Below are 22753 nucleotides of genomic sequence, written 5' to 3'. Positions count from 1 at the left end.
GACAGAGGGGTTGTGCTCGGTGCGTGATATCGAAACCCAGTCTTTCGGGATTGGCGCTTGCGGCTGTTGCGAAACACCCTAATTAGCACCTGTACTCGTTGCTATTTAAGTCAGGAACGCATTCCCATGGCCTATGACGCTACTCATCAACGCGACGTCCCGCTGTCGGGCGCCGCCCTGTCGCAACTGTTCACCGAGGCGCGCACGCGCAACGGCTGGACTGACCGCCCCGTCGCGCCGGAACTGCTGCGCAAGCTGTATGACCTGACCAAGTTCGGGCCCACGGCGGTCAACGGATCGCCCGCCCGCTTCGTCTTCATCACCTCGCCCGAGGCCAAGGCCCGCCTGATCCCGCTGATGAGCGAAGGCAATCGCGACAAGACGCAGCAGGCCCCGGTGACGGTGATCGTCGGTCAGGACATGGACTTCCACGACCATCTCGACGCCCTGTTCCCCCACGCGCCGGGCGCCAAGGCCTGGTTCGCAGACGAGGCCGGCCGGCGCGAGACCGCCTTCCACAACGCCTCGCTGCAGGGCGGTTATCTGACCATCGCCGCCCGCGCCCTGGGCCTGGATGTCGGGCCGATGTCCGGCTTCGACGCCGCCGGCGTGAAGGCCGAGTTCTTCCCCGACAGCAATGTCGAGCCGAACTATATCCTCAACCTCGGCTATGGCTCGGACGAGAACCTGTTTCCACGCTCGCCGCGCCTGTCGTTCGACGAGGCCGCGCAGGTCCTCTGAGCCGAGCGCTCAGCCAGAAACGAAGAAGGGCGGCCCGTCGGGCCGCCCTTTTGTCGTTCATCGCCGGAACGATCAGGTGTTGGGCGGCGCAGACGCCGTCGCGGCGGGCGGGGCCGCCGGGGTCGCCTGAGATGCGGCGGGGGCGCCGGCGGCCGGGGACGTGCCGGTCGCTTCGGTCGCGGCGGCGCCTTCGGTCACCGGGGCCTCGCCCGTCGCGGGCGCGCCGGCGGCCGGCGCGGCTGCACCAGGCTGACGGGTGGGATCCGGCGCCGGGATGGCGAAGCCGCCCGAGCCCTGCGTGCGCAGCCAGGCGATCAGATTGATGCGGGTCTGGGTGTCGCGGATGCCGGCGAAGGACATCTTGGTGCCCGGCACGTATTTGGCCGGGGCCGTGATGAAGCTGTTGATCTGGTCATAGCCCCAGGTCGGCGCCTCGGCCTTGTGCTTGGCCATGGCGTCGGAATAGGCGAAGCCCGGACGGTGCATGACCGGCCCGCCGACCACGCCCCACAGGTTCGGACCGATCTTGTCGGCGCCGCCCTGGTGCGCGTCATGGCAGGCCTGGCAACGTGCGAAGGCGGCCTCGCCGGCGGCCAGATCGGCGGTCGGCAGCACCGTGCCCCAGTCGGGCGCCAGTTCGGCGGCTTCACCGCCGGCGGCTTCTTCCGGCGCATCGACGAAATAGCCCATCTTTTCGGGGGCTTCCGAATGATAGACGAGGCCCGAGGCCTGTTGGACGACCAGGATGACGAACGCCGTCCCCAGAGCCGCGCCGAAAATCTTGTTCCACTTAAGATCGCCGCTCATACGCCTGGTCGTTTCCCTCTGCCGGCCGGGCCCCTCGAAAACACGCCCCGGACATAATCTTGCTTTGGCGTCTCTGGCACGGTAGCGCCGCCTTCGCAACCGGCCCAACGCGCGACGGGCCAGACAGGCGTCAGGGAAGTCGATGAATCCGTTGATAATGATACCGGCTCGCATGGCCGCCACCCGCCTGCCGAACAAGCCGCTGGCCCTGATCGGCGACACGCCGATGATCGTGCGCGCCTATCGTCAGGCCGAGGCCTCGGGCCTGCCGGTCGTGGTCGCCGCCGGCGATTCCGAGATCGTCGAGGCGGTGGAAGCCGCAGGCGGCCGCGCCGTCCTGACCGACCCGGCCCTGCCCTCGGGCTCGGACCGCATTCGCGCCGCAGTGGACGCCATCGACCCCGAAGGCGACTTCGACGCCGTCATCAACGTCCAGGGCGACATGCCCTTCGCCAGCCCCGGTCTGGCCGTCGCCTGCGCCGCCATTCTGCACGGCGAGCCGACCTGCGACATCGCCACCCTGGTCGCCGCCGAGGCCGACGGGTCGGACCGGACCAATCCCGATGTGGTCAAGGCGGTGCTGGCCTTGGGCGAGGGCGAACGCCAGGCGCGCGCCCTCTATTTCACGCGCTCGACCCTGTACGGCGACGCCCCCGTCTGGCGCCACATCGGCGTCTATGGCTATCGCCGTGAGGCGCTGAACCGCTTCTGCGCCGCGCCGCCGTCGCCGCTGGAAAAACGCGAGAAGCTGGAACAGCTGCGCGCCCTGGAAATGGGCATGCAGATTTGGGCCGCCGTCATCGACGAAGCCCCCCTGTCCGTCGACAATCCCGCCGACCTGGAGGCGGCGCGGGCGCTGGCCTAGACCTCGTCGACCCAGGCCTTGATCAGGCTGTGGGCGATGGCGAAGGGCGGCGGGGCCTGAATGCTCGGATGCTCGCCCGCCAGCACGGCGCGCGCCTCGGCCCGCGTCAGCCAGGCGACGGCTTCCAGTTCGGTCTGGTCCGGTTGCGCCTGATCGTCCGACACCTCCGCGATCAGGCCGATCATCAGTTGCGAGGGAAAGGGCCAGGGTTGGCTGGAGTGATAGGCCGTGGCGATCACGGTCAGGCCGGCCTCTTCCTTCACCTCGCGGGCGCAGGCCTCCTCGATGGATTCGCCCGGCTCCAGGAACCCGGCCAGGGCCGACATCCGCCCGGCAGGCCAGGCCGCCTGACGGCCAAGCAGGCAGATGGGCTCCGCCCCGCCCTTATAGACCGGCAGCATGATGGTGACCGGATCGACGCGCGGGAAATGCTCGGTCCCGCAGGCCGGGCAAATCCGCTTCCAGCCGCCCGACGCCGTCTCGCTCAGAGTGCCGCAGTTGGCGCAGAAGCCGTGTTTGCGTCGCCAGTCGAACAGGCTCTTGGCCCCGCCCGCGATCGCCGCATCCGCCGCCGGCAGGATCGCCGCCGCCGCGCGCATCTCTTGAAAAGCGCCCAGCCCGGCCAGCGGTCCGTCGGTCGGATCGATCGAGCCTTCGAACTCGATAGCGAAGACGGGTTCGTCATTCCACAGGCCCAGAAACGCCTCGCGATCGCGCACCAGGGTGCGCGCATGGCGCATCTGCAGCCACGCCGGCCTCGGCCCCTCGCCCGTCTCCTCGATCAGCGGCCGCCCTTCCCAGAGCACCAGGGCCTGGGCGTAGGGCTTGGCGGCCTGCTCGGCCAGCCAGTCGGGATCATTCCTCAGGTCCCCGGCCCGATCGAGCGGATTGCCAGCGAAGGTGTTGTGATGGGCCATGCGGGTTTGTAGCTCTTGATTCCAACCGCCGCACCCGTCATATCTCCGCTTGGAGATCGCGGGCGAAGGTTTCGCCAATCTGGTCAGGGCCGGAAGGCAGCAGCCACAACGAATTCCCCTTCGGGTCGCGGTCTCTACTTCCTCTTTTTTGCGCTAGCGCTCGCCGCACGGAGGCTCGCTGCTCGAGCGCGTTTGGCGCGCCATTTTTTGAACGCCAGGGCAGACGGTTGTGATACGCCACAACTTCTGCGAACGTCGTCCTATGAGACCTGTATGGCTCCTTGGATTGTTGGGGTTGTGCGCCTGTGGATCGGTGCCCGCGGAGCCGCGACCGCAGTTGACGGGGTTCAGCGTCTACCGGACGATGGGCTGTTACGAGACGGCGCTTCAGACAAACGGCGCTCAGATCGATCTCAACCCTGACGGAACCGTCCAGATTTCGACGTACAACGGCGACAAATCTCAACGTACTCCCGCAAGTGAAATCGGTCGCCGCCTGTACGAAATGGGCCTCGATGTCAGGAACCCGATCTACGTCGGGCCGAAAGCATCCAATCGATACACCGACGTCGTTGGAATTCTTAAGGACTTGCAGATTCGAGGGTACCAGCACGTACGGCTGATGAACTTGCCTGCATGACCGAGTCCTAGCGCCGCGTTTCCAATCCGAGATAATCCAGCCTTTTGGGTGAACGGCCGCTTCGCTGCGGACCTCGCCCGCTGTAAGACTTCCTCCCATGACGGACAGCGACAAGAATCTCGACGGCCCGCCCTGGGAAGAGGACGACGTCGTCGAGCGCGACGAGAACACCGACGACATGTTCGGCGCGCGCGCCGCGGCGGCGCCTGAGCCGGTCGCCGCGCCTGTCGTCGCGAAGCCCGCCCATGCCGAAGTCGCGGCCCATGTCGATGACGGCGCCGCCTATCAGGTGCTGGCGCGCAAATACCGGCCGCGCACCTTCGAGGACCTGATCGGTCAGGAGGCGATGGTGCGCACCCTGACCAACGCCTTCGCCACGGGCCGCATCGCCCACGCCTTCATGCTGACGGGCGTGCGCGGCGTCGGCAAGACGACCACCGCCCGCCTTCTGGCCCGCGCCCTGAACAACGAAACCGACGTCATCGACAAGCCGTCGCTGACCCTGACCGCCCACGGCCGGCACGACGCCGCCATCATGGCCGGCCAGCATATGGATGTGATGGAGATGGACGCGGCGTCGCACACCGGCGTCAACGACATCCGCGACATCTTGGAAAGCGTCCGCTATGCGCCCGTCGAGGCGCGCTACAAAGTCTATGTGCTGGACGAGGTCCACATGCTGTCGACGCAGGCGTTCAACGCCCTGTTGAAGACGCTGGAAGAGCCGCCGCCCCACGCCAAATTCATCTTCGCCACCACCGAGATCCGCAAGGTGCCGGTGACGATCCTGAGCCGCTGTCAGCGCTTCGACCTGCGTCGGGTCGAGCCGGAAATCCTGGTCGAGCATCTGGGCCGGATCGCCGACCGCGAAGGCATGAAGATCGAGAACGACGCCCTGGCCCTGATCTCGCGCGCGGCCGAGGGGTCGGTGCGCGACGGCCTGTCGCTGCTGGACCAGGCCTTGGTCCAGGCCGAGCGCGGCGAGACGGTCAAGACCGAGACGGTGCGCGACATGCTGGGTCTGGCCGACCGGACCCAGACCATCGCCCTGTTCGAAAGCGTCATGGCCGGCCGCACGCCCGAGGCGCTGGAGAGTTTCCGCACCCTCTACGGCTTCGGCGCCGATCCGGTGCAGGTGACCAACGACCTGTTGGAACATTGCCACGCCGCCTCGGTCGCCAAGATGCTGGGTCCGAACGCGACGCGCCTGCCCAATGATCAGGCGCAGAAGTTGGCGGCCCTGGGCGCGGCCATTCCGGCGGCGACCTTGTCGCGCACCTGGCAGATGCTGCTGAAGGCGCTGGACGAGGTGCGGCGCGCGCCCAATCCGGCCGATGCGGTCGAGATGGCCATCGTGCGCCTGGCCTACGCCGCCGACCTGCCGGGACCGGAGGAGGCGCTGAAGCGGCTGCAGTCCGGTGAACCGATGGGCGGCGGCTCGGCCCCGCGTGGTGGCGGTGGTGGAGGCGGCGGCGGAACTTCGGCGCAGCTGGCCGCGCGGCCGGTGATGGCGCCTGCCCTGCCCGATCCGCAGACCTTCGAACAGGTCGTCGCCCTGATCGGCGAGAAGCGCGAGGTCGGGCTTCAGATGGATGTGGAGCGGTATGTGAAGCCGGTCTCGTTCAAGCCCGGCGCCATCGTCTATGAAAGCGTCCAGGGCGCGCCCATCGAACTGGCGCGCAAGCTGTCGGCCCGCCTGCGCGAATGGACCGGTCGCACCTGGCTGATCGCCGCCAATGGCCAGGGCGGGGCCGAGACGGTCATCGAGATCCAGAAAAAGGCCCGCGCCGCCGAACGCGCCGAGGTCGAGGCTAATCCCTTCGTCCAGGCGGTGCTTCAGGCCTTCCCCGGCGCCAAGCTGGGCGAGATCAAGACCATCGCCCCGACCGTGGTCACCCCGGAAATCCCCGACGTGGTCGAGGACGACGACGAGGATTGAACAACGTCACGCGCGCTTCGGTTGTTGACTTTTTAATCAATAAGGCCTATATTGCTTTGCGAAATGGACTGGGGTTTCTCGGTCGGCGTAGGGCTCCCGGTTCGCCGGGGGCCCTTCTGCTTTCAGGGAAAGACTTTCAGCCCGTCGGCCTTCAACTTCGGCTGCAGAAGATCGAACGCCCTATTGGCCTGCAACGGACGGAGGGCCTTGAGCCCGATGGGGCGCGCCATCAAATCGGCTAGTTGAAGCCCTGACGAATTGCACTTCTTGTCGACGAAGACGGGTTCCCAGTTCAGGAAGCTGAAGTCTGGGTTTTTATAACCCCAGTTCGCTTGATTGGCCGCAATGCGTCGAAAATGCAGTTCGAGCTCTGCATCTTCCTTCTTTCCTCGGCCCTCGAAGACGACATGGATGAGCCGATCTTGCTGTTCGAGCGCGCGGAGGCGGGCAAGCAGCTTTTCCATGCAAAAGTTCAAGGCGATTTCGTAGGGATTCCAAGGCTTTGCGTAGCGTTCCGCCAACCGGACCTTGTCGATAACGGCCGTTATGACGTCGATGTCGGCACCAGCAACGATATCGTTGATGCGATTCAGAAATGCTTCTCGAACTGCTGAATTGGCCTGCAAAAACGCGAAGGCCTTCTGCTGGCGCCTTATGTCGCGCTCATGCAGGACAATTTGATCGTGGCCGACGAAATCAAACTTCAGCCTCTGAAGTTGAGGCACGACTTGCTCGGCATAGACCTGTTTCGAGATCAGCACACAGCTCAGGACGAACACCGGAAAGGTCGGGTCCGGCCCTTCTAGAACGGGCGAACCACTTTCGTCGGCGAACACAATGAAGTCTGAAAAAGCCATGCTGTAAAATGACCAGCCAAGGAAGGCGGTCAATAGAACAACCACAACTCAGACGTTTGCGCGTCTGTGTCAGCTCCTATCGCGGCGCGCGCTTGGCAAGGATGCGTTGCAGGGTGCGGCGGTGCATGCCCAGGCGGCGCGCCGTCTCCGAGACATTGTGGTCGCACAGCTCATAGACGCGCTGGATATGTTCCCAGCGGACGCGGTCTGCGCTCATCGGGTTTTCGGGCGGCTCGGGGGAATCGCCGGTGGCGAGCAGGGCCTTGACCACATCGTCGGCATCGGCGGGCTTGGACAGATAGTCGACAGCGCCGGCCTTGACCGCTGCGACCGCCGTGGCGATGGCGCCATAGCCGGTCACCATGACGATGCGGGCGTCCTCGCGCTTCTCACGCACCGCCTCGACGATCTTCAGGCCGTTACCGTCCTCAAGCCGCATGTCCAGCACGGCGAAGGCCGGGGCCTTGTCGCGCAGCAGCTGCATCGCCTCGGCGACGGATTCAGCGGTCGTCACCTGAAAACCGCGCGCCTCCAGCGCCCGCCCCATCCGGGTGCGCAGGGCCTGGTCGTCGTCCAACAGCAGCAGGGACTTGTCGGGCAGGGCGGCGATGCGGGCTTCGAGTTCTGACATGCGTTTCTCTCCTGCCGCTTCAAGTCGGGACGGGTAGCGCGCGGGTCAAGGCCAAGGTTCCGCCTGCGACGCTTCGACCCAATCGCCTCATGCCGCGACCTCCAGCGCCGGTCGCGCCCAGCGCACCGCCACGCGCGCGCCACGGGGCGCGGCCCGTGTCTCGGTCTGGACGTCCGATTGCGGCAGGCCCTGGCCCACGCTGACCGAGCCGCCGGTCCGTTCCAGCAGTGTGCGGGCGATGAAGAAGCCCAGGCCCATGCCGCCCTGACTGGGGGCGATGGGCGGCTCGACCGTCGCGCGGGGTTTGGACGGGCGGGCGGCGGCGGCGACCTGGGCGGCCAGGGCCTGGCGCGCCTTGCCCTGCGGCCGACTGGTCACATAGGGCTCGCCCAGCCGGGGCAGGATGTCGCCAGCGAAGCCCGGCCCGTCGTCCAGAATCTCGATCTCGATCCAGCCGGCGTCCACCACCGCCTGGACCCGCACCGTCGTCTTGGCGAAATCGGCGGCGTTCTCGACCAGGGTGGACAGGCCGTGGATCACCTCGGGCATCCGGCGCACGCGCGGCGCGGGCTGACCCGGCGGCGTCTTGACCAGCACATCAAAGGCTAGGTCGAAGCCCCGGTGGGGCTCCACCACCTCTTCCAGCAGGGCCTTCAGCGAGACGTCGGCATAGAGGGCGTCGTCGCCCTCGGGCTGCTGCGACAACTGGGTCAGGATGCCCCGGCACCGTTCGGCCTGTTGCAGGATCAGGGCCGCATCCTCGGCCGCGTCGCTGTCGGGGGCGGAGGCGCGCTGAAGCTCCTTGGCCACCACCTGAATGGTCGCCAGCGGCGTTCCCAGTTCGTGCGCCGCCGCCGCCGCCAGGCCGCCCAGCGCCGCCAGCCTCTGTTCGCGTTGCAGCACGTCCTGGGTGGTCGCCAGGGCCAGCTCCAGCTTCTCCGCATCGGCCGCCACCCGCCAGGCGTAGCCGGCGGTGAAGACCACGCCGGTCACCAGGGCCATGGCCATGCCGAGACGATACAGCGTCGGCAGGTGGAAGTTCTCGTGCGGCCGCCACGGCAATGGTTCGGACCAGAAGAACAGCACCCCGACCGCGATCAGGGCCAGCACGCCCAGCATCAGGGCCTGACGCGCCGGCAGGGCCGCCGCCGCGATGGTGACGGGCGCGACCAGCAGCAGGCAGAACGGGTTCTCCAGCCCGCCGGTCAGACCCAGCAGCACGCCCAGCTGGAAGATGTCGAAGCCCAGATGGATCGCCGTCGTGCGCCCGTCCGGCAGGCTGGCCTCCAGCCGGCGCACCCGCGCCATGGCCCCCACGTTCACCGCCGCGCTGATGGCGATCACGATCAGGCAGGGCCAGAGCGGCAGGGGGAAATGCAGCCCCTGATGCGCCGTCAGGATCGCGGCGCTCTGGCCGATGATGGTCAGCCAGCGCAGAACGATCAGGGTCCGCAGCGAAAACCCGCGGCCGCGACGCGGCGCATCGCTCCAGCCGTTCAACGGCTCCGAAGAGGATGCGCCGTGCGGCGCCATGCGGGCTTCTGTCGAGGTCACACGCCTTCTATAGACCGATCACATCCGTTTCGTGAGAGGCCGTCATGCCGCGTCGTTCCATCCTGCTGTTCGCGGGCGCCTGCATCGCCATCGCCGTGGCGCTGGCCATCATCACCGTCGTGGTGGTCAGCGGTCGTGCGCCCACGTCGGACGGCGCCGAGGTGACGTCGACCGGCCAGCCCCTGGTCGGCGGCGACTTCAAACTGGTCAATCAGGATGGACAACCCGTCGATCAGACGATGCTGAACGGCAAATGGAGCCTGGTCTTCTTCGGCTTCACCTACTGCCCCGAGTTCTGCCCGACCACCCTGGCCGAGCTGGGCGCGGTGCAACAGCGGCTCGGCGACAAGGCGGAGGATCTGCAGATCGTCTTCGTCAGCATCGACCCCGAACGCGACACGCCCCAGGCGCTGAAGGACTATCTGTCATCCGACGGCTTTCCCAAGGGGACCATCGGCCTGACGGGCACGCCCGAACAGGTGGCGACCGCCGCCAAGGCCTACCGCGCCTTCTATCAGAAGGTCGGCGAGGGCGAGGGCTATACGATGAACCACTCCCTGACTGTCTATCTGATGGGCCCGGACGGAAAGTTCCGCACCGCCGTCGCCTATGGAATGGGGCCGGACAAGACGACCAGGATCATCGAACAGGCGATGGCGCGAGGTTAGCGGCGACCCCATAATCCTTTTGCAGGGTGATGCATTATATGTTGCCCTGCACAAACGGCGCTCGGCCGTATCGGATCGTCATGCTCTACGCCTTTCATGAACTCGCCTACCAGTCGGCCCTGCCGTTCCGGGTCGGCGCGCAACTGGCCCGCAGCTTCTGGACCTCGCCGTTCAACCCGGCGGCCGACACCGCCATCGGCCGCACGGCCTACGCCTCGGCCGAACTGTTCGAGAGCGTGACGCGGCGCTACGGCAAGCCGGCCTGGAAGCTGGAAACCATCGACATCAGCGGCAAGCCGGTGCGCACCACCGAACAGGTGATCTGGCAGAGCCCGTGGTGCCGCCTGGTCCGCTTCGCCCGCAACATCGGCGACCTGAAGCGCGCCAAGAAGCCCGCCTCCGGCCCAGCCGTCCTGATCGTGGCCCCGCTTTCGGGCCACTACGCCACCCTGCTGCGCGGTACGGTCGAAGCCTTCCTTCAGGACCACGACGTCTATGTCACCGACTGGGTCAACGCCCGCCAGGTGCCGATGCTGGAGGGGCGGTTCGATTTCTTCGACTACATCGACCACGTCCGGCTGATGCTCGCCGAGATCGGGGGCCGCGCCCACGTCGTCGGCGTGTGCCAGCCCGGCCCGCCGGTGCTGGCCGCCGGCGCGGTGATGGCCGAGGACGAGGACGAAAACCGTCCCCTGTCGATGACCTTCATGGGGTCGCCCATCGACGCGCGCCTGTCGCCGACCGTCACCAACCAGTTGGCCGAGGAAAAGCCCTTCACCTGGTTCAAGTCGAACATGATCCACACCGTGCCCCTGCCTTATGCGGGCTTCGGGCGGCGCGTCTATCCGGGCTTCGTCCAGCTCTACAGCTTCATGTCGATGAACGAGGATCGCCACCGCGACGCCCACTGGAACTATTTCAACAGCCTGATCGCCGGCGATGGCGACGGGGTGGAGAAGCACGAGGAATTCTACGACGAATATCTGTCGGTGCTGGACCTGACCGAAGAATTCTACCTCCAGACCATCGACATCGTCTTCCAGCAGCATCTGCTCGCGCGGGGCCTGTTGGAGCATCGCGGGCGCAAGGTCGATCTGTCCAGGATCACCGACATCGGCCTGATGACCGTCGAGGGCGAGAAGGACGACATCTCGGGCGTCGGCCAGACCCAGGCCGCGCACGGCCTGTGCCCCAATATCCCCGAGGATCGCCGCGTCCTCTACGTCCAGCCGGGCGTGGGCCATTACGGCGTGTTCAACGGCCGTCGCTTCCGTGACGAGATCTATCCCCGCATGCGCGATTTCATCGCTCAGAACGAGGCCGCCGGTGGCGTATCGCAACGGTCAGCGGCTGCCGCTTGACGAAAGCGGGGCCGGCGCCGGTCCCGTCCTCAGACTTTCGGTCAATCCGCGCGCGCGACGTCTGTCGGTGCGGATCGACGCGCGCGCCGGCGAGGCCGTGGTCATCGCCCCGACCGAGCGCGGCCTGAGCCAGGCCGTCGCCTTCGCCCGATCCAAGGCGGTCTGGATCAGCGAACGCCTGGCCGTCCGTCCCAAGAGCCGCCCGCTGGAACCGGGCCAGGTGATCTCCCTGCGCGGCAGGCCCGTGCGGCTAGAGGCCGTGCCTGGCGCGGGCGCCGCGCGCCTGGTCGAGGACGGGACCATCATCCGCTCGGGCGGCGAGGGCGAGGCCTACGCCCGCCGCGTCGAAAACCTGCTGAAGCGCGAGGCGCGCGATACGCTTCTGGAACGCACCGACCACCACTTGCGCGCCCTAGGCCAGGGCCCGGTCAAGATGGGCATCGCCGACACCCGGTCGCGATGGGGCTCATGCAGCCCGCACAACCGCACCATCCGCTATTCCTGGCGCGTCATCATGGCCCCGCCCCCGGTCATCGACTACCTCGCCGCCCACGAGGTCGCCCACCTAGTCCACGCCGACCACAGCCCGGCCTATTGGTCCGTCGTCGAACGGCTGGTCGGGGATCACAAGCCTTGGCGCAAATGGCTGAAGGATTACGGCGCCGCCCTTCACGCAGTCGGGCGCTAGGCGGAAACCCCGGCGGCCGGGCGCGTTTCAGCATGGCCCGTCCACTCAGGAACGCTCCATGAAAACGATGCTCACCCTATCGATTGCGCTCGGTCTCGCCGCTGCCGCCGCCTCGTCCGCCAGCGCCCAGTCGCAGGCCACGATGAACGCCAACGCCGCTCAGGAACTGCAGCGCGCCGATCGGGCGCTGAACAGCCAATACACGGCGACGATGGGACGGCTGTCGCCCGCCAGCCGCACCCTGTTGCGCACCGCCCAACGCACCTGGATCAGCTTCCGCGATCAGCAATGCCGGTTCGAGGCCTCCGGCGTTCAGGGCGGTTCCGCCTATCCGATGGTGCATTCGACCTGCTTCGCGCGTCTGACGACGGAGCGGACGCGCCAGTTGCGGACCCTCAGCCAATGTCAGGAAGGCGACCTGTCCTGCCCCCGCTGACCCAGGCCTGAAATGCAGAGGGAGGCGACCGCCGGGTCGCCTCCCTTTTTTACGCGCTGTTTGCGTCGTGATCAGAAGAACAGGGCGTCGCCCTTTCGCTCGGGCGCCGGACGGCCTTCGGGCTGCTGCGGGTTCGGCGAATCGCGATAACCGCCCTTGGGGGACGCCGGACTGGACGGTTGCGGCGAAGGCTGCTGCATCGGCGCCTGGTCGTCCGGGACATAGGGCTCGCCCGCCAGGGGATCGACGGGTTCGATGGGCAGGCCGTTCTGATCCAGGCCGCTCATCAGGTCACCGACCGGATCGGGCGCGACCCAGCCTTCGGGCATGGGCGGACCGTTGGGGATGGCGGGGGCGTCCAGGCGCGGCAAGGCCGCCTCCATGAAGCCCTTCCAGATGGCGGCGGGCGACGAGCCGCCGGTCACGCCGCGCATGGCGGTGTTGTCGTCCTTGCCCACCCAGACGGCGGTGACGAAGCCGCCGGTATAGCCCACGAACCAGGCGTCCTTGTAATCCGAGGTCGTGCCGGTCTTGCCCGCCAGGTCGCGGCCCGAGATCGCCGCCGACCGGCCCGAGCCGCTGGTCACGACGCCGCGCAACATCTGGTTCATGTAGTACAGCGACGGATTGTTGATCGCCTGACCGCTCTGGCCCGACTGGCGCTGATAGATGACGCGGCCCTGGGGGGTGCGGATGCGGCTGATGCCATAGGCGTCGACGCGGCGCCCGCCATTGGCGAAGGCGTCGTAGGCTGTGGCCATCTCGATCGGCGAGACCTCGACCGCGCCCAGCGCCATCGCCGGCTCCAGACCGATGCGGCTTTCGATGCCCAGACGCCGCGCGGCGCGGGCCACGCTGTCGCGCCCGACCTGATCGGCGACATAGGCCGCCACCGTATTGGTCGACTGGGCCACGGCCTGGGCCAGGGTCATGTTTCCGCTGAAGGTGCCGGAATAGTTGCGGGGCGACCAGTTGCCGATGGTGATCGGCTGATCGACCACCGGGGTCTGGGGCGTATAGCCGGCCTCGACCGCCGCCAGATAGACGAACGGTTTGAAGGCCGAGCCCGCCTGGCGCCTGGCGTCGACGGCGCGGTTGAACTGGCTGTCGGCATAGGAGGAGCCGCCGATCATGGCGCGCACCCGGCCGTCGCCGTCCAGCGCGACCAGGGCCGCCTGCTGCACGCCCTTGCCGGCGTCGCGGTCCAGGATGCGGCGCACCGATCGCTCGGCCGCCGTCTGCAGCGTCAGGTCCAGCGTGGTCTCGACCACCATGTCCTCGGTCGGTTCGCCGACCAGGCTGCGGATCGACTTGTCCAGCCAGTCGATGAAATACTGGGCGTGCTGGGTCGCAAGCGTGCGCGAGACGATGACCGGCTGGGTCACGGCCTGTTCGCGCTGAGCCGCGGTGATGACGCCGGCCTCTTCCATCTCGTTCAGCACGACGGTGGCGCGGGCGGCGGCGCGCTCGCTCTCGGACACCGGCGAATAGCGCGAGGGCGCCTTCAGCAGGCCGGCCAGCAGCGCGGCCTCTCCGACCGTCAGATTCTTGGCCGACTTGTCGAAATAGCGCTGCGACGCCGCCTCGATCCCATAGGCGCCGGCGCCGAAATAGACCCGGTTCAGATACAGGGCCAGGATCTCCTTCTTGGAGAATTTCATCTCCAGCCAGACGGCCAGCATCAGCTCCTGCACCTTGCGGCGCATGTTCTGGTCGGGCGTCAGGAACAGGTTCTTGGCCAGTTGCTGCGTCAGGGTCGAACCGCCCTGCACCACCCGCCCGGCGCGGACGTTGGTCGCCATCGCCCGCATCATGCCGATGGGGTCGAAGCCGGGGTGGTGATAGAAGCGCCGGTCCTCGATCGCGATGAAGGCGGCCGGCACATAGTCCGGCAGGGCGTCCAGATCGGCGGGCGGCGCCATCTGGGTACCCCGCGTCGCGATCAGCGCCCCATTGCGATCCAGATAGGTGATCGAGGGCTGACGATCGACCTGATACAGGCTGGAGGTGTCCGGCAGGCCGCGCGCGAAGACGGCGAAGAAGACGACCAGGAAGATCAGCCCCCAGACCGCCAGCACGGCGCTCCAATAGAACAACCGTCCCAGGGCCGACCGGCGGGGCTTGCCCTGCGCCTGTGGTCCGCCCGCATTCACCGGTCCCGCCATGTCCGTCCTTCAGATGCCGCCTTGGGCGAGTTCTCGTTCATCGGCTGTGTATCGCGTATGAACGCCCACCGAAACGGCCCCGCCGACTTCACGGGATCGTGAGCGGCTATTTCGCCGAAAGAAAGGCGCGCCGAGCCAGCCAGATGTGGGTTTCCGCCCCGTCGTATTCGACGGTCATGCCCACGCCGGCCCTATCCCGATAAAGGCCGACGATCCGTTTCGCGGTATGATGGGTCACGTCGCCTATTTCGCCAGGAAGGCGTCCAGGTCGGCGTAGAAGGCCTGGGGCTGGTCGAACATGATGAAGTGGGCGCTGTCGTCGATCCGCTTCAACTGCGCGTCCTTCAGATTGGCGAAGGACATCCGATAGATGCTGTCGGTGATCTGGGGCGTCATGCGGGGATCGTTGAACTTGGCGTACACCACCTCGGTCGGGGCGGTGATCTTGGACAGTTCGGGACGCAGGTCCGTCGTGATCAGCTCGCGGAAGGCGGCGGCCGAGACCTTCTGATCGCTTTCGCGCATGTCTTCCAACGCCTCGGCGCGGCGGCTTTCGGTGTTGATCATGCCGTTGATGCTGGTGGTCGCCTGGGCGACATAGGCCTCGCGCGGGCTGTTGGCCTGGGCGGCCCAGATCTGGTCCGCGACCGGGGTCACGCTTTCGGCCGAGGCGCCCGGCGCGGCGAACATCGCGCCCATGAAAGGCACCATGTCCACGACCATCAGCTTGCCGACCGCATCGGGATGGCGCGCGGCCAGCATCATGCCGATGGTTCCGCCCATCGAATGGCCGACGACGACCGGCTTGGTCAGGCCCTGTTCGCGGATGTAGCGGGCGATCTCTTCGGCGACAGGCGCAGCGACGGGCGACGGCGTCGCGCCCTGCGCATTGCCCTCGGCCGGCGCGCCGGCGAAACCCTGGACGTGGATGCGATGCACGCGCCAGCCGGCGCCCAGATGATCCACCGTCCCCTGCCAGATCTCCGGCGACGAGCTGAGGCCGGGGATCAGGATGATGTCGCGCCCGCCGGCGTCGCCGTCGACGCGGACATGGATGCGGTCGGACTGGAAATCCGCATGCTGATGGCCGTGGGCATGGCCGCTTTCGGCATGGGCGCCGTGCCCGTCCTGCGCAAAGGCTGCTGGCGCCACAGCGATCAAGGCGGCGGCCGCTGCGGCGCCGGCGATGCGGCTGACAGTGGATGAAATGGTCATGACGAAACTCCCCTCGTGTTGCTTGGCTTATGAGGCCTAAGCTTTGTTATGTAAAGTTCTCTGTTGGCTTCGGTCGCGCAATCTTTACCCGCCTTGCCGGCGCAATCTGTCGCGGCGACCGCAGCGTTTACAACAACTTATCCGATGTCACCGAACGCCAGCCATCCCGATCCGCGAACGCGGTATAATGTCTGGTTTTCGCCGGGAGTCATCGACATTGGACGAATTAGACGAATTAGACGGTGTTTTTGTCGCCGACCGTCTGAACGGACGGACAGCGTTCGCGAATGCGGATGACGTCGGCCTTCGCCCCCGCTAAAGCCACTGCATGAACGATACGCCGAAAAAGGGCTGGTTCCAGCGCCTGTCCGCTGGGCTCTCGCGCTCCTCCAAACAGATGACCGATCAGGTCGTCGCCACCTTCGTCAAGGAGCCTCTGTCCGAGGCGTCGCTGGAGCAGCTGGAAGAGCATCTTCTGGAGAGCGATCTCGGCCCTGCCGCCTCGGCCCGGATCGTCGAACGCTTTCGCGGCCTGAAGTTCGGCAAGGACGCGCCCGAGCGCGAGGTCAAGGAGGCCCTGGCCGAGGCGGTCGCCGCCGAACTGTCGCCGCGCCAAGCGACCTTCGACCCCCTGTCCGGCCCCAAACCCTATGTCGTCCTGTTCGTCGGGGTGAACGGCTCGGGCAAGACCACGACCCTGGGCAAGATCGCCGCCGATCTGACGGGCAAGGGCGCCAGGGTGATGATCGTCGCCGGTGACACGTTCCGCGCCGCCGCCCGCGAACAGCTGAAGGTCTGGGCAGAGCGCGCGGGCGCCGATTTCGAAAGCCGTCGCGACGGCGCGGATGCCGCGGGCCTGGCCTTCGACGCCTATACCAAGGCGCGGGCCGAAGGCTACGACGTCGTCCTGATCGACACCGCCGGCCGGCTTCAGAACAAGTCCGCCCTGATGGACGAACTGCTCAAGATCGTCCGCGTGCTGAAGAAGGTTGATCCCGAGGCGCCGCACGACACCCTGCTGGTGCTGGACGCCACCGTGGGCCGCAACGCCCTGGCTCAGGAACAGATCTTCGGCCGCACCGCCTTCGTGACCGGCGTGGTCATGACCAAGCTGGACGGCACCGCACGCGGCGGCGTGCTGGTGCCGGTGGCCCAGGCGTCCGACGCCCCGCTGATGCTGATCGGCGTCGGCGAAGGGGTCGAGGATTTGCAACCGTTCGACGCCCGCGCCTTCTCCCGCTCGCTGGTGGGACTGGAAGACTGACATGACCGAGACGCCGAAGAAGGCTTCCAACATCCGCCAGGCCGTCGATTTCGGCGCCCTCGTGGCCTTCATGGCCGCCTATGCGATCAACCGGTTCGCGCGCGGTCTGGACGGGCAGGAAGCCCTGGTTCAGGCGACGTGGGTCCTGGTCGGCGCCTCGCTGATCGCCCTGATCGTCGGCTATGTGGTCGAGCGTCGTCTGGCGCCCCTGCCGCTGCTGACCGGCGGCTTCGCCCTGATCTTCGGCGTGCTGACCATCGTCTTCCACGATCCGAACCTGTTGAAGATCAAGCTGTCGATCCAGAACGGCCTGCTGGCGGTCGTGCTGCTGGGGTCGCTGCCGCTGAACCGCTATCCGTTCAAATATCTGCTGGGCGAGGCGATCCGCATCACCGACGCGGGCTGGCGCGGCCTGACCCTGCGTTACGGCCTGTATTTCGCCGCCGTCTGCATAATCAACGAGATCGTCTGGCGCACCCAGTCCGACGATGCGTGGGTCGCCTTCCGCGGCGGCCTGTGGATCGCCTCGGCCGTGTTCGGCGTCTGGCAAGTCTTCTTCATCATGAAGCACCTGATCAAGGACGAGGAGCCGGCCCCCGTCTCGCCTGATACCGGGCTCTAGAGACCAAGCGGAACTGTCACGGAACCGACGCGCTTTCCCCGTCAAATCGTAAAGCAGAGCTGATACGTGTTCGGACGAAACTTCAGGGGAGCGGCGCGATGGTGAAGGCGGGAAAAGCGGTAAGGAAGGTCGGGCCCCTGGCCACCTCGCCCAGCCACCTGATGCACCGCGCACTGCAGCTGGCGCTCGACATCTATGCCGAGGAGACCGGCGCCGACGGCCTGACCCAGCGCCAGTTCGCGGTGCTGGAGGCGGTGTCGCTCAAGGCCGGCCTGACCCAGACTGAACTGGTGCGGATGACCGGCATCGACCGCTCGACCCTGGCCGATCTGGTCACGCGCATGACCAGCAAGGGCCTTCTGGAGCGGGAACGCTCGACCCTGGACGCGCGCGCCAAGGCGGTGCGTCTGTCGGCTGAGGGCGCCGCCCGTCTGGAATCCGCGCGGCCGCTGGTCGAGGCCGCCGACAAGCGGATCATGGCCCTGCTGCCCAAGGGCCAGCGCGAAACCTTCCTCAATCAGCTGGCCGATCTGGCCGCCGCCGCCGACGCCGCTCCCGACGCCGCAAAGGCCGAGGCCAAGGCCGCCAAGAAGGCGTTGAAGGCGGTCGAGAAGGAAGCCCGGAAGGCCGAGAAGGCCGCCAAAAAGGCCGACCGTCCGGCCAAGCCCGCAAAGATCAAGAAGCCAAAGTTGAAGCTGGTGGAGCCGGCCTAGCGCGTCTTGCGCAGCCGTTTGGCGTTGGCGGTCGCCGTCTTGTGAATCGGCGCCAGCGCCTCGGCCTGGGCCTTCAGCAGTTCGCCGTTCAGGGTGATGGCCTGGGCCGCCGCCCGACTCCACCAGCCCATGGCATAGCTGAACTGGGCCTCGGCCGCCTGGGCCGGGGTGCGGGCCTGGGTCACAGCCGCCGCCGCCCGCAGCGCATGGGCGCTTTCGTCCATCGCCACACGCCCCAGCCGCTGACCGATGGCCCCGGCGCTGGCGGCCATGGCGTCGGCGGAGGCGGACATCGCCTCGGTTTTCTCGGAGCTCATCAGCGACAGCTCCTTTAAGTCCTGCCCCTTGGCGCTGGTCAGGCCCTGCGCCATCAGCCCGGTGCGGGCCGCGATCACCTCGGCCGACGCGGCCAGAATCTCGGCGCCGACGACGGCTGCGCTGGCGGCTGTGGGGGTTTTGCGGGTCAGAGCGACGCTCCCGGCTGGGTCTCTGCGGCGAACGCCGCGATGTCGCTCAACAGGGCGGGGACCGCCGCGTCGATGATCTGTTGGCCCTTCTCGGGGCTGGCCTGGGCCGGGTCCGAGCCGATCCGGCCGTCGGGGAAGCGGGCGCGATAGTCCAGGGCGTCGCGGATCGGCCCGTTCGGCGCGATCTGCGGGCTGTAGTCGGCGGTCTTGATCCGCTCGGGATAGGCGGCCTGCGTCACCGCGATCTCGGACGGGGTGGCATGCATGCCATGGCCGGTCGGAAACAGGCGGTTGCACAGGCCATGGACGCCGGGCAGGTCCCACCAGTTCTTCAGCTTCAGGATGAAGGGCGGGCTGTCCTCGACGAAGCTCCACTCGGCGTAGATCTCCGAGATCGTCGCCTCGATGGTGGCGACGTTGCCGCCGTGGCCGTTCAGGAAGTAAATCCGCTCGAATCCGTGACGGCTCAAGGACGACACCCAGTCCGTGATCGCGGCCATGAAGGTCGAGGGGCGCAGGCTGATGGTGCCGGCGAAAGCCAGGTGATGCTGGGCCATGCCGATGTTGAAGGTCGGGGCCACGATCAGGTTGGCGTCGGTCTTTTCGGCCGCATGGGCGATGATCTCCGGGCACAGCCAGTCGGTGCCCAGAAGCCCCGTCGGTCCGTGCTGCTCGTTGGAGCCGATGGGCACGATCACCGTTCTGGACAGCGGACCGCCGTCGTTCAGTCGCGCATCGATTTCGGGCCAGGATGACAGGTGGATCAGCATGAAGGCGGTCTCAAGCGACAGGGTGGAACGACTGTAGCGCGCCGGGCTCAGGAAGTCTTGGCGGCCGTGGCGGGCGGATGGGCGGCCATGAAGATGCGCGCGGCCTCTCTGGCGCGGCCTGCGCGTTTGTCGGCCTCCAGCTGCGGCACGTCCAGCATGGCGCGCAGATGGCCGTGGCCCAGCACAAGGCCGGCAAACATCTCGGCCGCCTCTTCCGGATCGGCGACGCTCATCCGGCCCAGCCGCGTCTGTTCCGCCAGCCAGGCGCCCAGTTCGCGCAGGCTGCGACGCGGCCCGGCCTCATAGATGGCGTGGGCGATATCAGGCGCCTCGACCGAGACCAGGGCGACACCGCGCATCGAGCCGACCTTGTCGCCACTGCACACCCGGTTCAGCAGCGTCAGGGCCAGGGTCTCCAGCACCGTCTGCGGATCGCCGGCGCCGCGCAGGGGGGCAACGATGTCCTCGACCCGCTTTGACGCCAGGGCCTGGGCGATCTCCAGCTTGGAGGCGAAGCGGTTATAGACCGTCTGTTTGGAGACGCCGGCCAGTTTGGCGATCTCGTCCATCTTGGCCTGCAGCCCCTTGTCGGCGAACAGGGTCGCGGCGGCGTCCAGGATCGCCTCGCTCTTTCGTTCATCGACCTGTCCGCGACGGCGCGCCATCAGTGGACGTCCGAGGGCGGCGCGCCAGCCTGGGCCTTCACCGGCTGGGCGGCCAGGGTGACGAAGGCCGCGCCCGCGCACAGGATGGCCAGCAGGGCGAAGGCGTCGCCGAACGCCATCGTCGTCGCCTGTTTCTGCAACATCCCATAGATGGCCTTCATCGCCGAGGCGGCCGGATCGATGGAGCCGGCGAACCGATACGCCATGCCGGCCATCATGTTGCGCATCGCCTGGTCGCCCTGACCGATGGCGCTGGTCAGTTCGCTCATGTGCAGGGCGGTGTTGGACGTCAGGCTGGTGTTCAGGATCGCCAGGCCGAATGCGCCCCCGACGTTGCGCGACAGGTTGACCAGCCCCGAGGCGTTCTTGACCATGTGCGGCGGCAGGGTCGCCATCGTCACCTGCTGGGACGCGATCATGGCCAGCATAACGCCGACGCCGCGGAAAGCCTGGACCGAGGCGAAGTTCCAGAAGCCCCAGTCATCGGTGACGACGCGCGCCTCCCACATGCCCCAGGCGCACAGCATGAAGCCGCCGAACATCAGCACCCGCGCATCCAGCTTGCGCACCAGTCGTCCAGCAAAGGGGCCGGTGGCGAACATGGCTAGGCCCGACACGACCATGGTGGTGCCGACCTCTGACGACGAATAGCCGAGCACGCGGCCCAGGAAGAGCGGCAGAAGGAAGGTGCCGCCGAACAGGGCGAAACCGACGATGAAGGTCATGATGAACCCGACCAGGAAGTTGCGATTGCCAAAGGCGCGCAGCTCCACGATCGGCTGGCGATAGGTCAGGGACCGCCAGATGAAGATCGGACCGGCGACTGCCGCCACGACGGTCAGCAACAGGATGTGGGTGTCGTCGAACCAGTCGTTCTTGGCGCCCTCTTCCAGCACGAACTGCATCGACATCAGAAAGGCGGCCATCAGGCCCAGGCCCCACCAGTCGAAGCCCTTGGCCAGCGACGGGTCGCCCTTGTCGAAGTTGCCGTAGCGCCCGACCAGGAACAGCACCAGCAGGCCCGGCCCCACGTTGATGAAGAACAGCCAGCGCCAGCTCAGCCACTCCGTCAGGTGCCCGCCCAGCGTGGGCCCGACGGTCGGCGCCAAGGTGACGATCAGCCCCATGACGACGCTGGCGGTGACGCGCTTGTCAGGCGGAAAGGCGGTGAAGGCGACGGCGAAGACGGTCGGGATCATGGCCCCGCCCACAAAGCCTTGGATGGCCCGGAACAGGATCATCATGTCGATCGACGACGACAGACCTGTGGCGATGCTCATCAGCACGAAACCGGCGCAGGAGACCAGAAACAGCCGCTGCGTCCCCCACAGCCGCGACAGGAAGCCCGACAGAGGGATCATCACCACCTCGGGGATCAGATAGGCGGTCTGGATCCAGCTGATCTCGTCAGCCGAGGCGCCGACCCCCGCCTGAATCTGGGGCAGGGACGCCGCGACGATCTGGATGTCCAGAATGGCCATGAACTGGCCCACCACCATGCCAGCGAAGCCCAGCAACAGCATGGTCCAGTTGATTTCGGGATGGCCGGCGACGGGACCCCTTTGCGCGACGGGGGCCCCGCCCTTTGCGGCGGGGTTGGCGGCGGTCACTGGCCTGCGGCTCCGGTCGTCGTGGCGGCTTCGGCGAAGCTCTGGCCGCCCTGGCTCTTCAGGTCGATCTTGACGTCCACCGACAGGCCCGGACGCAGGGCCAGGCTGCGGTCTGCGCCGCTGACGACAATGCGGACCGGCACGCGCTGGGTGATCTTGGTGAAGTTGCCGGTGGCGTTCTCGACCGGGATCAGGGCGAACTCAGACCCGGTGGCGGGGGCGAAGCTGTCCACGCGGCCCTCGATCTTGCGGCCGGGGAAGGCATCGGCGGAAATCTCGACGCTCTGACCCAGGCGCACCTTGTCCAGCTGCGTCTCCTTGAAGTTGGCGACGATGTAGGTGTTTGTCAGGGGCACGACCGACAGCAGTTGCGTGCCGGCGTTGACATACTGGCCCGGCCGCACGCTGCGGGCGCCGACGACGCCGGCGACCGGAGCGCGGATGACGGTGCGCTCCAGCGCGATGCGAGCCTGATCGACGACGGCGCGGGCCTGTTCGACAGCGGCGACGCTCTGCTGGCGGGTCGAGCCCAGAACCCCGGCGGTGCGTTGTTCGGCGACCAGGGCGGCCTGGGCCTGCTGGACGCTGGCGGCGGCGGTGGCGGCCGAGGCGCGCTCGGTCTGGATGCGCTGTTGCGAGACCCAGCCCTGTTCGGCCAGCTTGCCGTAACGATCGACCTCGGCGCGGGCCAGGCCGGCCTGGGCGTTGGCCTGGGCGACGGAGGCGGCGCGGGCGGCGATGGTGGCCTGTTCCTGCTCGGCCTGGGCGTCGACATGGCCGACGGCAGCGATGGCGGCGGCCAGATTGGCCTCGGCCTGAGCGAGCTGAGCCTTCTGGTCGGAGTCGTCCAGCTTGACCAGGATCTGGCCCGCCGCGACCCGCTGGTTGTCGCCCACCAAAACCTCGGTGACCCGGCCGGACAGTTGCGGGCTAACCAAAGTGGTGTCGGCCTGGACGAAGGCGTTGTCGGTGCTTTCCCAACGCTGGCCGTTCACCCACCAGACGATGCCGCCCACGATCAGGGCCAGGCCGACGAGGGCGGCCGCGAACAGCGGCAGGCGTTTCTTAAGTTCAGGCGACATGGAAAATCCGGGGGAGGTGCGGCGTTTTGAAGCGGCGCTAAAATGGACCCCGCTGTCCAAAAATCAATAGGCGATC

Annotated in this window: 23 protein-coding genes and 1 other RNA gene; 11 read left to right on the top strand and 13 right to left on the bottom strand. The window is 67.2% G+C overall.

Annotation, left to right across the window (positions count from 1 at the left end; genetic code table 11):
• Positions 1–126 precede the first annotated feature (126 nt).
• Positions 127–741 carry a malonic semialdehyde reductase gene (locus BVE01S_RS15245; RefSeq protein WP_066629373.1) on the top strand — a complete coding sequence of 205 codons (615 nt, stop codon included), beginning with the start codon at positions 127–129 and terminating at the stop codon, positions 739–741.
• 72 nt (positions 742–813) lie between these two features.
• Here BVE01S_RS15245 and BVE01S_RS15240 read toward each other — a convergent pair whose 3' ends face one another.
• Positions 814–1548, bottom strand: coding sequence for a c-type cytochrome (locus BVE01S_RS15240; RefSeq protein WP_066629370.1), 735 nt, complete (start codon positions 1546–1548; stop codon positions 814–816).
• Positions 1549–1690: 142 nt separating this feature from the next.
• On the opposite strand from BVE01S_RS15240, the gene BVE01S_RS15235 reads away from it, so the two are divergent.
• Positions 1691–2413: a 3-deoxy-manno-octulosonate cytidylyltransferase gene (locus BVE01S_RS15235; protein ID WP_084375445.1), complete on the top strand. Its 723-nt coding sequence runs from the start codon at positions 1691–1693 to the stop codon at positions 2411–2413.
• On the opposite strand, the gene nudC is transcribed toward BVE01S_RS15235, so the two are convergent.
• The gene (gene nudC, locus BVE01S_RS15230) at positions 2410–3330 is read right to left on the bottom strand and encodes an NAD(+) diphosphatase (RefSeq protein WP_066629360.1); all 921 of its coding nucleotides are present in this window, start codon (positions 3328–3330) and stop codon (positions 2410–2412) included. The two genes, BVE01S_RS15235 and nudC, sit on opposite strands and share 4 nt — an antisense overlap.
• A 47-nt stretch (positions 3331–3377) precedes the next feature.
• Here nudC and ffs point away from each other — a divergent pair.
• Together ffs and BVE01S_RS15215 are read left to right on the top strand one after the other, a co-directional pair.
• Positions 3378–3473: signal recognition particle sRNA small type (gene ffs / locus BVE01S_RS15225), an RNA gene on the top strand.
• Positions 3474–4067: 594 nt separating this feature from the next.
• Complete coding sequence (locus BVE01S_RS15215; RefSeq protein WP_066629356.1) at positions 4068–5909, top strand: DNA polymerase III subunit gamma/tau; 1842 nt, start codon at positions 4068–4070, stop codon at positions 5907–5909.
• Positions 5910–6031: 122 nt separating this feature from the next.
• On the opposite strand, the gene BVE01S_RS15210 is transcribed toward BVE01S_RS15215, so the two are convergent.
• From BVE01S_RS15210 to BVE01S_RS15200, 3 genes are all read right to left on the bottom strand, one after another.
• Positions 6032–6799: a DUF3800 domain-containing protein gene (locus BVE01S_RS15210; protein WP_205678461.1), complete on the bottom strand. Its 768-nt coding sequence runs from the start codon at positions 6797–6799 to the stop codon at positions 6032–6034.
• 43 nt (positions 6800–6842) lie between these two features.
• Positions 6843–7397: an ActR/PrrA/RegA family redox response regulator transcription factor gene (locus BVE01S_RS15205; RefSeq protein ID WP_055754444.1), complete on the bottom strand. Its 555-nt coding sequence runs from the start codon at positions 7395–7397 to the stop codon at positions 6843–6845.
• An 87-nt stretch (positions 7398–7484) separates the two neighbouring features.
• Entirely contained in the window at positions 7485–8951 is a 1467-nt protein-coding gene (locus BVE01S_RS15200) for an ActS/PrrB/RegB family redox-sensitive histidine kinase (RefSeq protein WP_244878406.1), read from the bottom strand.
• 44 nt (positions 8952–8995) lie between these two features.
• Here BVE01S_RS15200 and BVE01S_RS15195 point away from each other — a divergent pair, with 44 nt between their 5' ends.
• The 4 genes from BVE01S_RS15195 to BVE01S_RS15180 all read left to right on the top strand — a co-directional run bounded on the left by BVE01S_RS15195 (position 8996) and on the right by BVE01S_RS15180 (position 12104).
• Positions 8996–9619, top strand: a complete 624-nt coding sequence (locus BVE01S_RS15195) for an SCO family protein (protein WP_066629339.1) — start codon at positions 8996–8998, stop codon at positions 9617–9619.
• Between the two features lie 80 nt (positions 9620–9699).
• On the top strand, positions 9700–10980 hold the full coding sequence (locus tag BVE01S_RS15190) for a polyhydroxyalkanoate depolymerase (protein WP_066629337.1): 1281 nt from the start codon (positions 9700–9702) through the stop codon (positions 10978–10980).
• Complete coding sequence (locus BVE01S_RS15185) at positions 10946–11668, top strand: M48 family metallopeptidase (protein WP_055754441.1); 723 nt, start codon at positions 10946–10948, stop codon at positions 11666–11668. Before BVE01S_RS15190 ends, BVE01S_RS15185 begins: the two co-directional genes overlap by 35 nt.
• 58 nt (positions 11669–11726) lie before the next feature.
• The gene (locus BVE01S_RS15180; RefSeq protein WP_066629335.1) at positions 11727–12104 is read left to right on the top strand and encodes a lysozyme inhibitor LprI family protein; all 378 of its coding nucleotides are present in this window, start codon (positions 11727–11729) and stop codon (positions 12102–12104) included.
• A gap of 71 nt (positions 12105–12175) precedes the next feature.
• Here BVE01S_RS15180 and BVE01S_RS15175 read toward each other — a convergent pair whose 3' ends face one another.
• The 3 genes from BVE01S_RS15175 to BVE01S_RS15170 all read right to left on the bottom strand — a co-directional run bounded on the left by BVE01S_RS15175 (position 12176) and on the right by BVE01S_RS15170 (position 15484).
• Positions 12176–14269 (bottom strand): transglycosylase domain-containing protein, encoded by a 2094-nt coding sequence (locus BVE01S_RS15175; protein ID WP_066629332.1) that lies wholly within the window; start codon positions 14267–14269, stop codon positions 12176–12178.
• A 106-nt stretch (positions 14270–14375) separates the two neighbouring features.
• A complete protein-coding gene (locus BVE01S_RS17405; RefSeq protein WP_276309696.1) occupies positions 14376–14507 on the bottom strand; it encodes a hypothetical protein in 132 nt (43 codons plus the stop codon).
• Positions 14508–14512: 5 nt separating this feature from the next.
• Positions 14513–15484, bottom strand: coding sequence for an alpha/beta fold hydrolase (locus BVE01S_RS15170; protein WP_066629329.1), 972 nt, complete (start codon positions 15482–15484; stop codon positions 14513–14515).
• A 328-nt stretch (positions 15485–15812) separates the two neighbouring features.
• Between BVE01S_RS15170 and ftsY the strand changes: the two genes are divergently transcribed.
• The 3 genes from ftsY to BVE01S_RS15155 all read left to right on the top strand — a co-directional run bounded on the left by ftsY (position 15813) and on the right by BVE01S_RS15155 (position 18083).
• Positions 15813–16748 (top strand): signal recognition particle-docking protein FtsY, encoded by a 936-nt coding sequence (gene ftsY / locus BVE01S_RS15165; RefSeq protein ID WP_066629327.1) that lies wholly within the window; start codon positions 15813–15815, stop codon positions 16746–16748.
• Position 16749: 1 nt separating this feature from the next.
• Positions 16750–17370 carry an inner membrane-spanning protein YciB gene (locus BVE01S_RS15160; RefSeq protein WP_066629325.1) on the top strand — a complete coding sequence of 207 codons (621 nt, stop codon included), beginning with the start codon at positions 16750–16752 and terminating at the stop codon, positions 17368–17370.
• Between the two features lie 98 nt (positions 17371–17468).
• Complete coding sequence (locus BVE01S_RS15155) at positions 17469–18083, top strand: MarR family winged helix-turn-helix transcriptional regulator (protein WP_066629323.1); 615 nt, start codon at positions 17469–17471, stop codon at positions 18081–18083.
• Here the strand turns inward: BVE01S_RS15155 and BVE01S_RS15150 are convergent.
• From BVE01S_RS15150 to BVE01S_RS15130, 5 genes are all read right to left on the bottom strand, one after another.
• On the bottom strand, positions 18080–18400 hold the full coding sequence (locus BVE01S_RS15150) for a phasin family protein (RefSeq protein ID WP_240612045.1): 321 nt from the start codon (positions 18398–18400) through the stop codon (positions 18080–18082). The two genes, BVE01S_RS15155 and BVE01S_RS15150, sit on opposite strands and share 4 nt — an antisense overlap.
• A gap of 146 nt (positions 18401–18546) precedes the next feature.
• A complete protein-coding gene (locus BVE01S_RS15145; RefSeq protein WP_066629320.1) occupies positions 18547–19320 on the bottom strand; it encodes a creatininase family protein in 774 nt (257 codons plus the stop codon).
• Positions 19321–19367: 47 nt separating this feature from the next.
• A complete protein-coding gene (locus tag BVE01S_RS15140; RefSeq protein WP_055754528.1) occupies positions 19368–19985 on the bottom strand; it encodes a TetR/AcrR family transcriptional regulator in 618 nt (205 codons plus the stop codon).
• A complete protein-coding gene (locus BVE01S_RS15135; RefSeq protein WP_066629318.1) occupies positions 19985–21595 on the bottom strand; it encodes a DHA2 family efflux MFS transporter permease subunit in 1611 nt (536 codons plus the stop codon). The genes BVE01S_RS15140 and BVE01S_RS15135 overlap by 1 nt, the downstream gene beginning before the upstream one ends.
• Complete coding sequence (locus BVE01S_RS15130) at positions 21592–22677, bottom strand: HlyD family secretion protein (RefSeq protein ID WP_055754526.1); 1086 nt, start codon at positions 22675–22677, stop codon at positions 21592–21594. The genes BVE01S_RS15135 and BVE01S_RS15130 overlap by 4 nt, the downstream gene beginning before the upstream one ends.
• Between the last annotated feature and the right edge of the window lie 76 nt (positions 22678–22753).

It is taken from the genome of Brevundimonas vesicularis NBRC 12165, from assembly GCF_001592205.1.
GTDB lineage: Bacteria > Pseudomonadota > Alphaproteobacteria > Caulobacterales > Caulobacteraceae > Brevundimonas > Brevundimonas vesicularis.
Note: the sequence above shows the minus strand (reverse complement) of the source record. Positions and strands in the feature narration are given on the sequence as shown.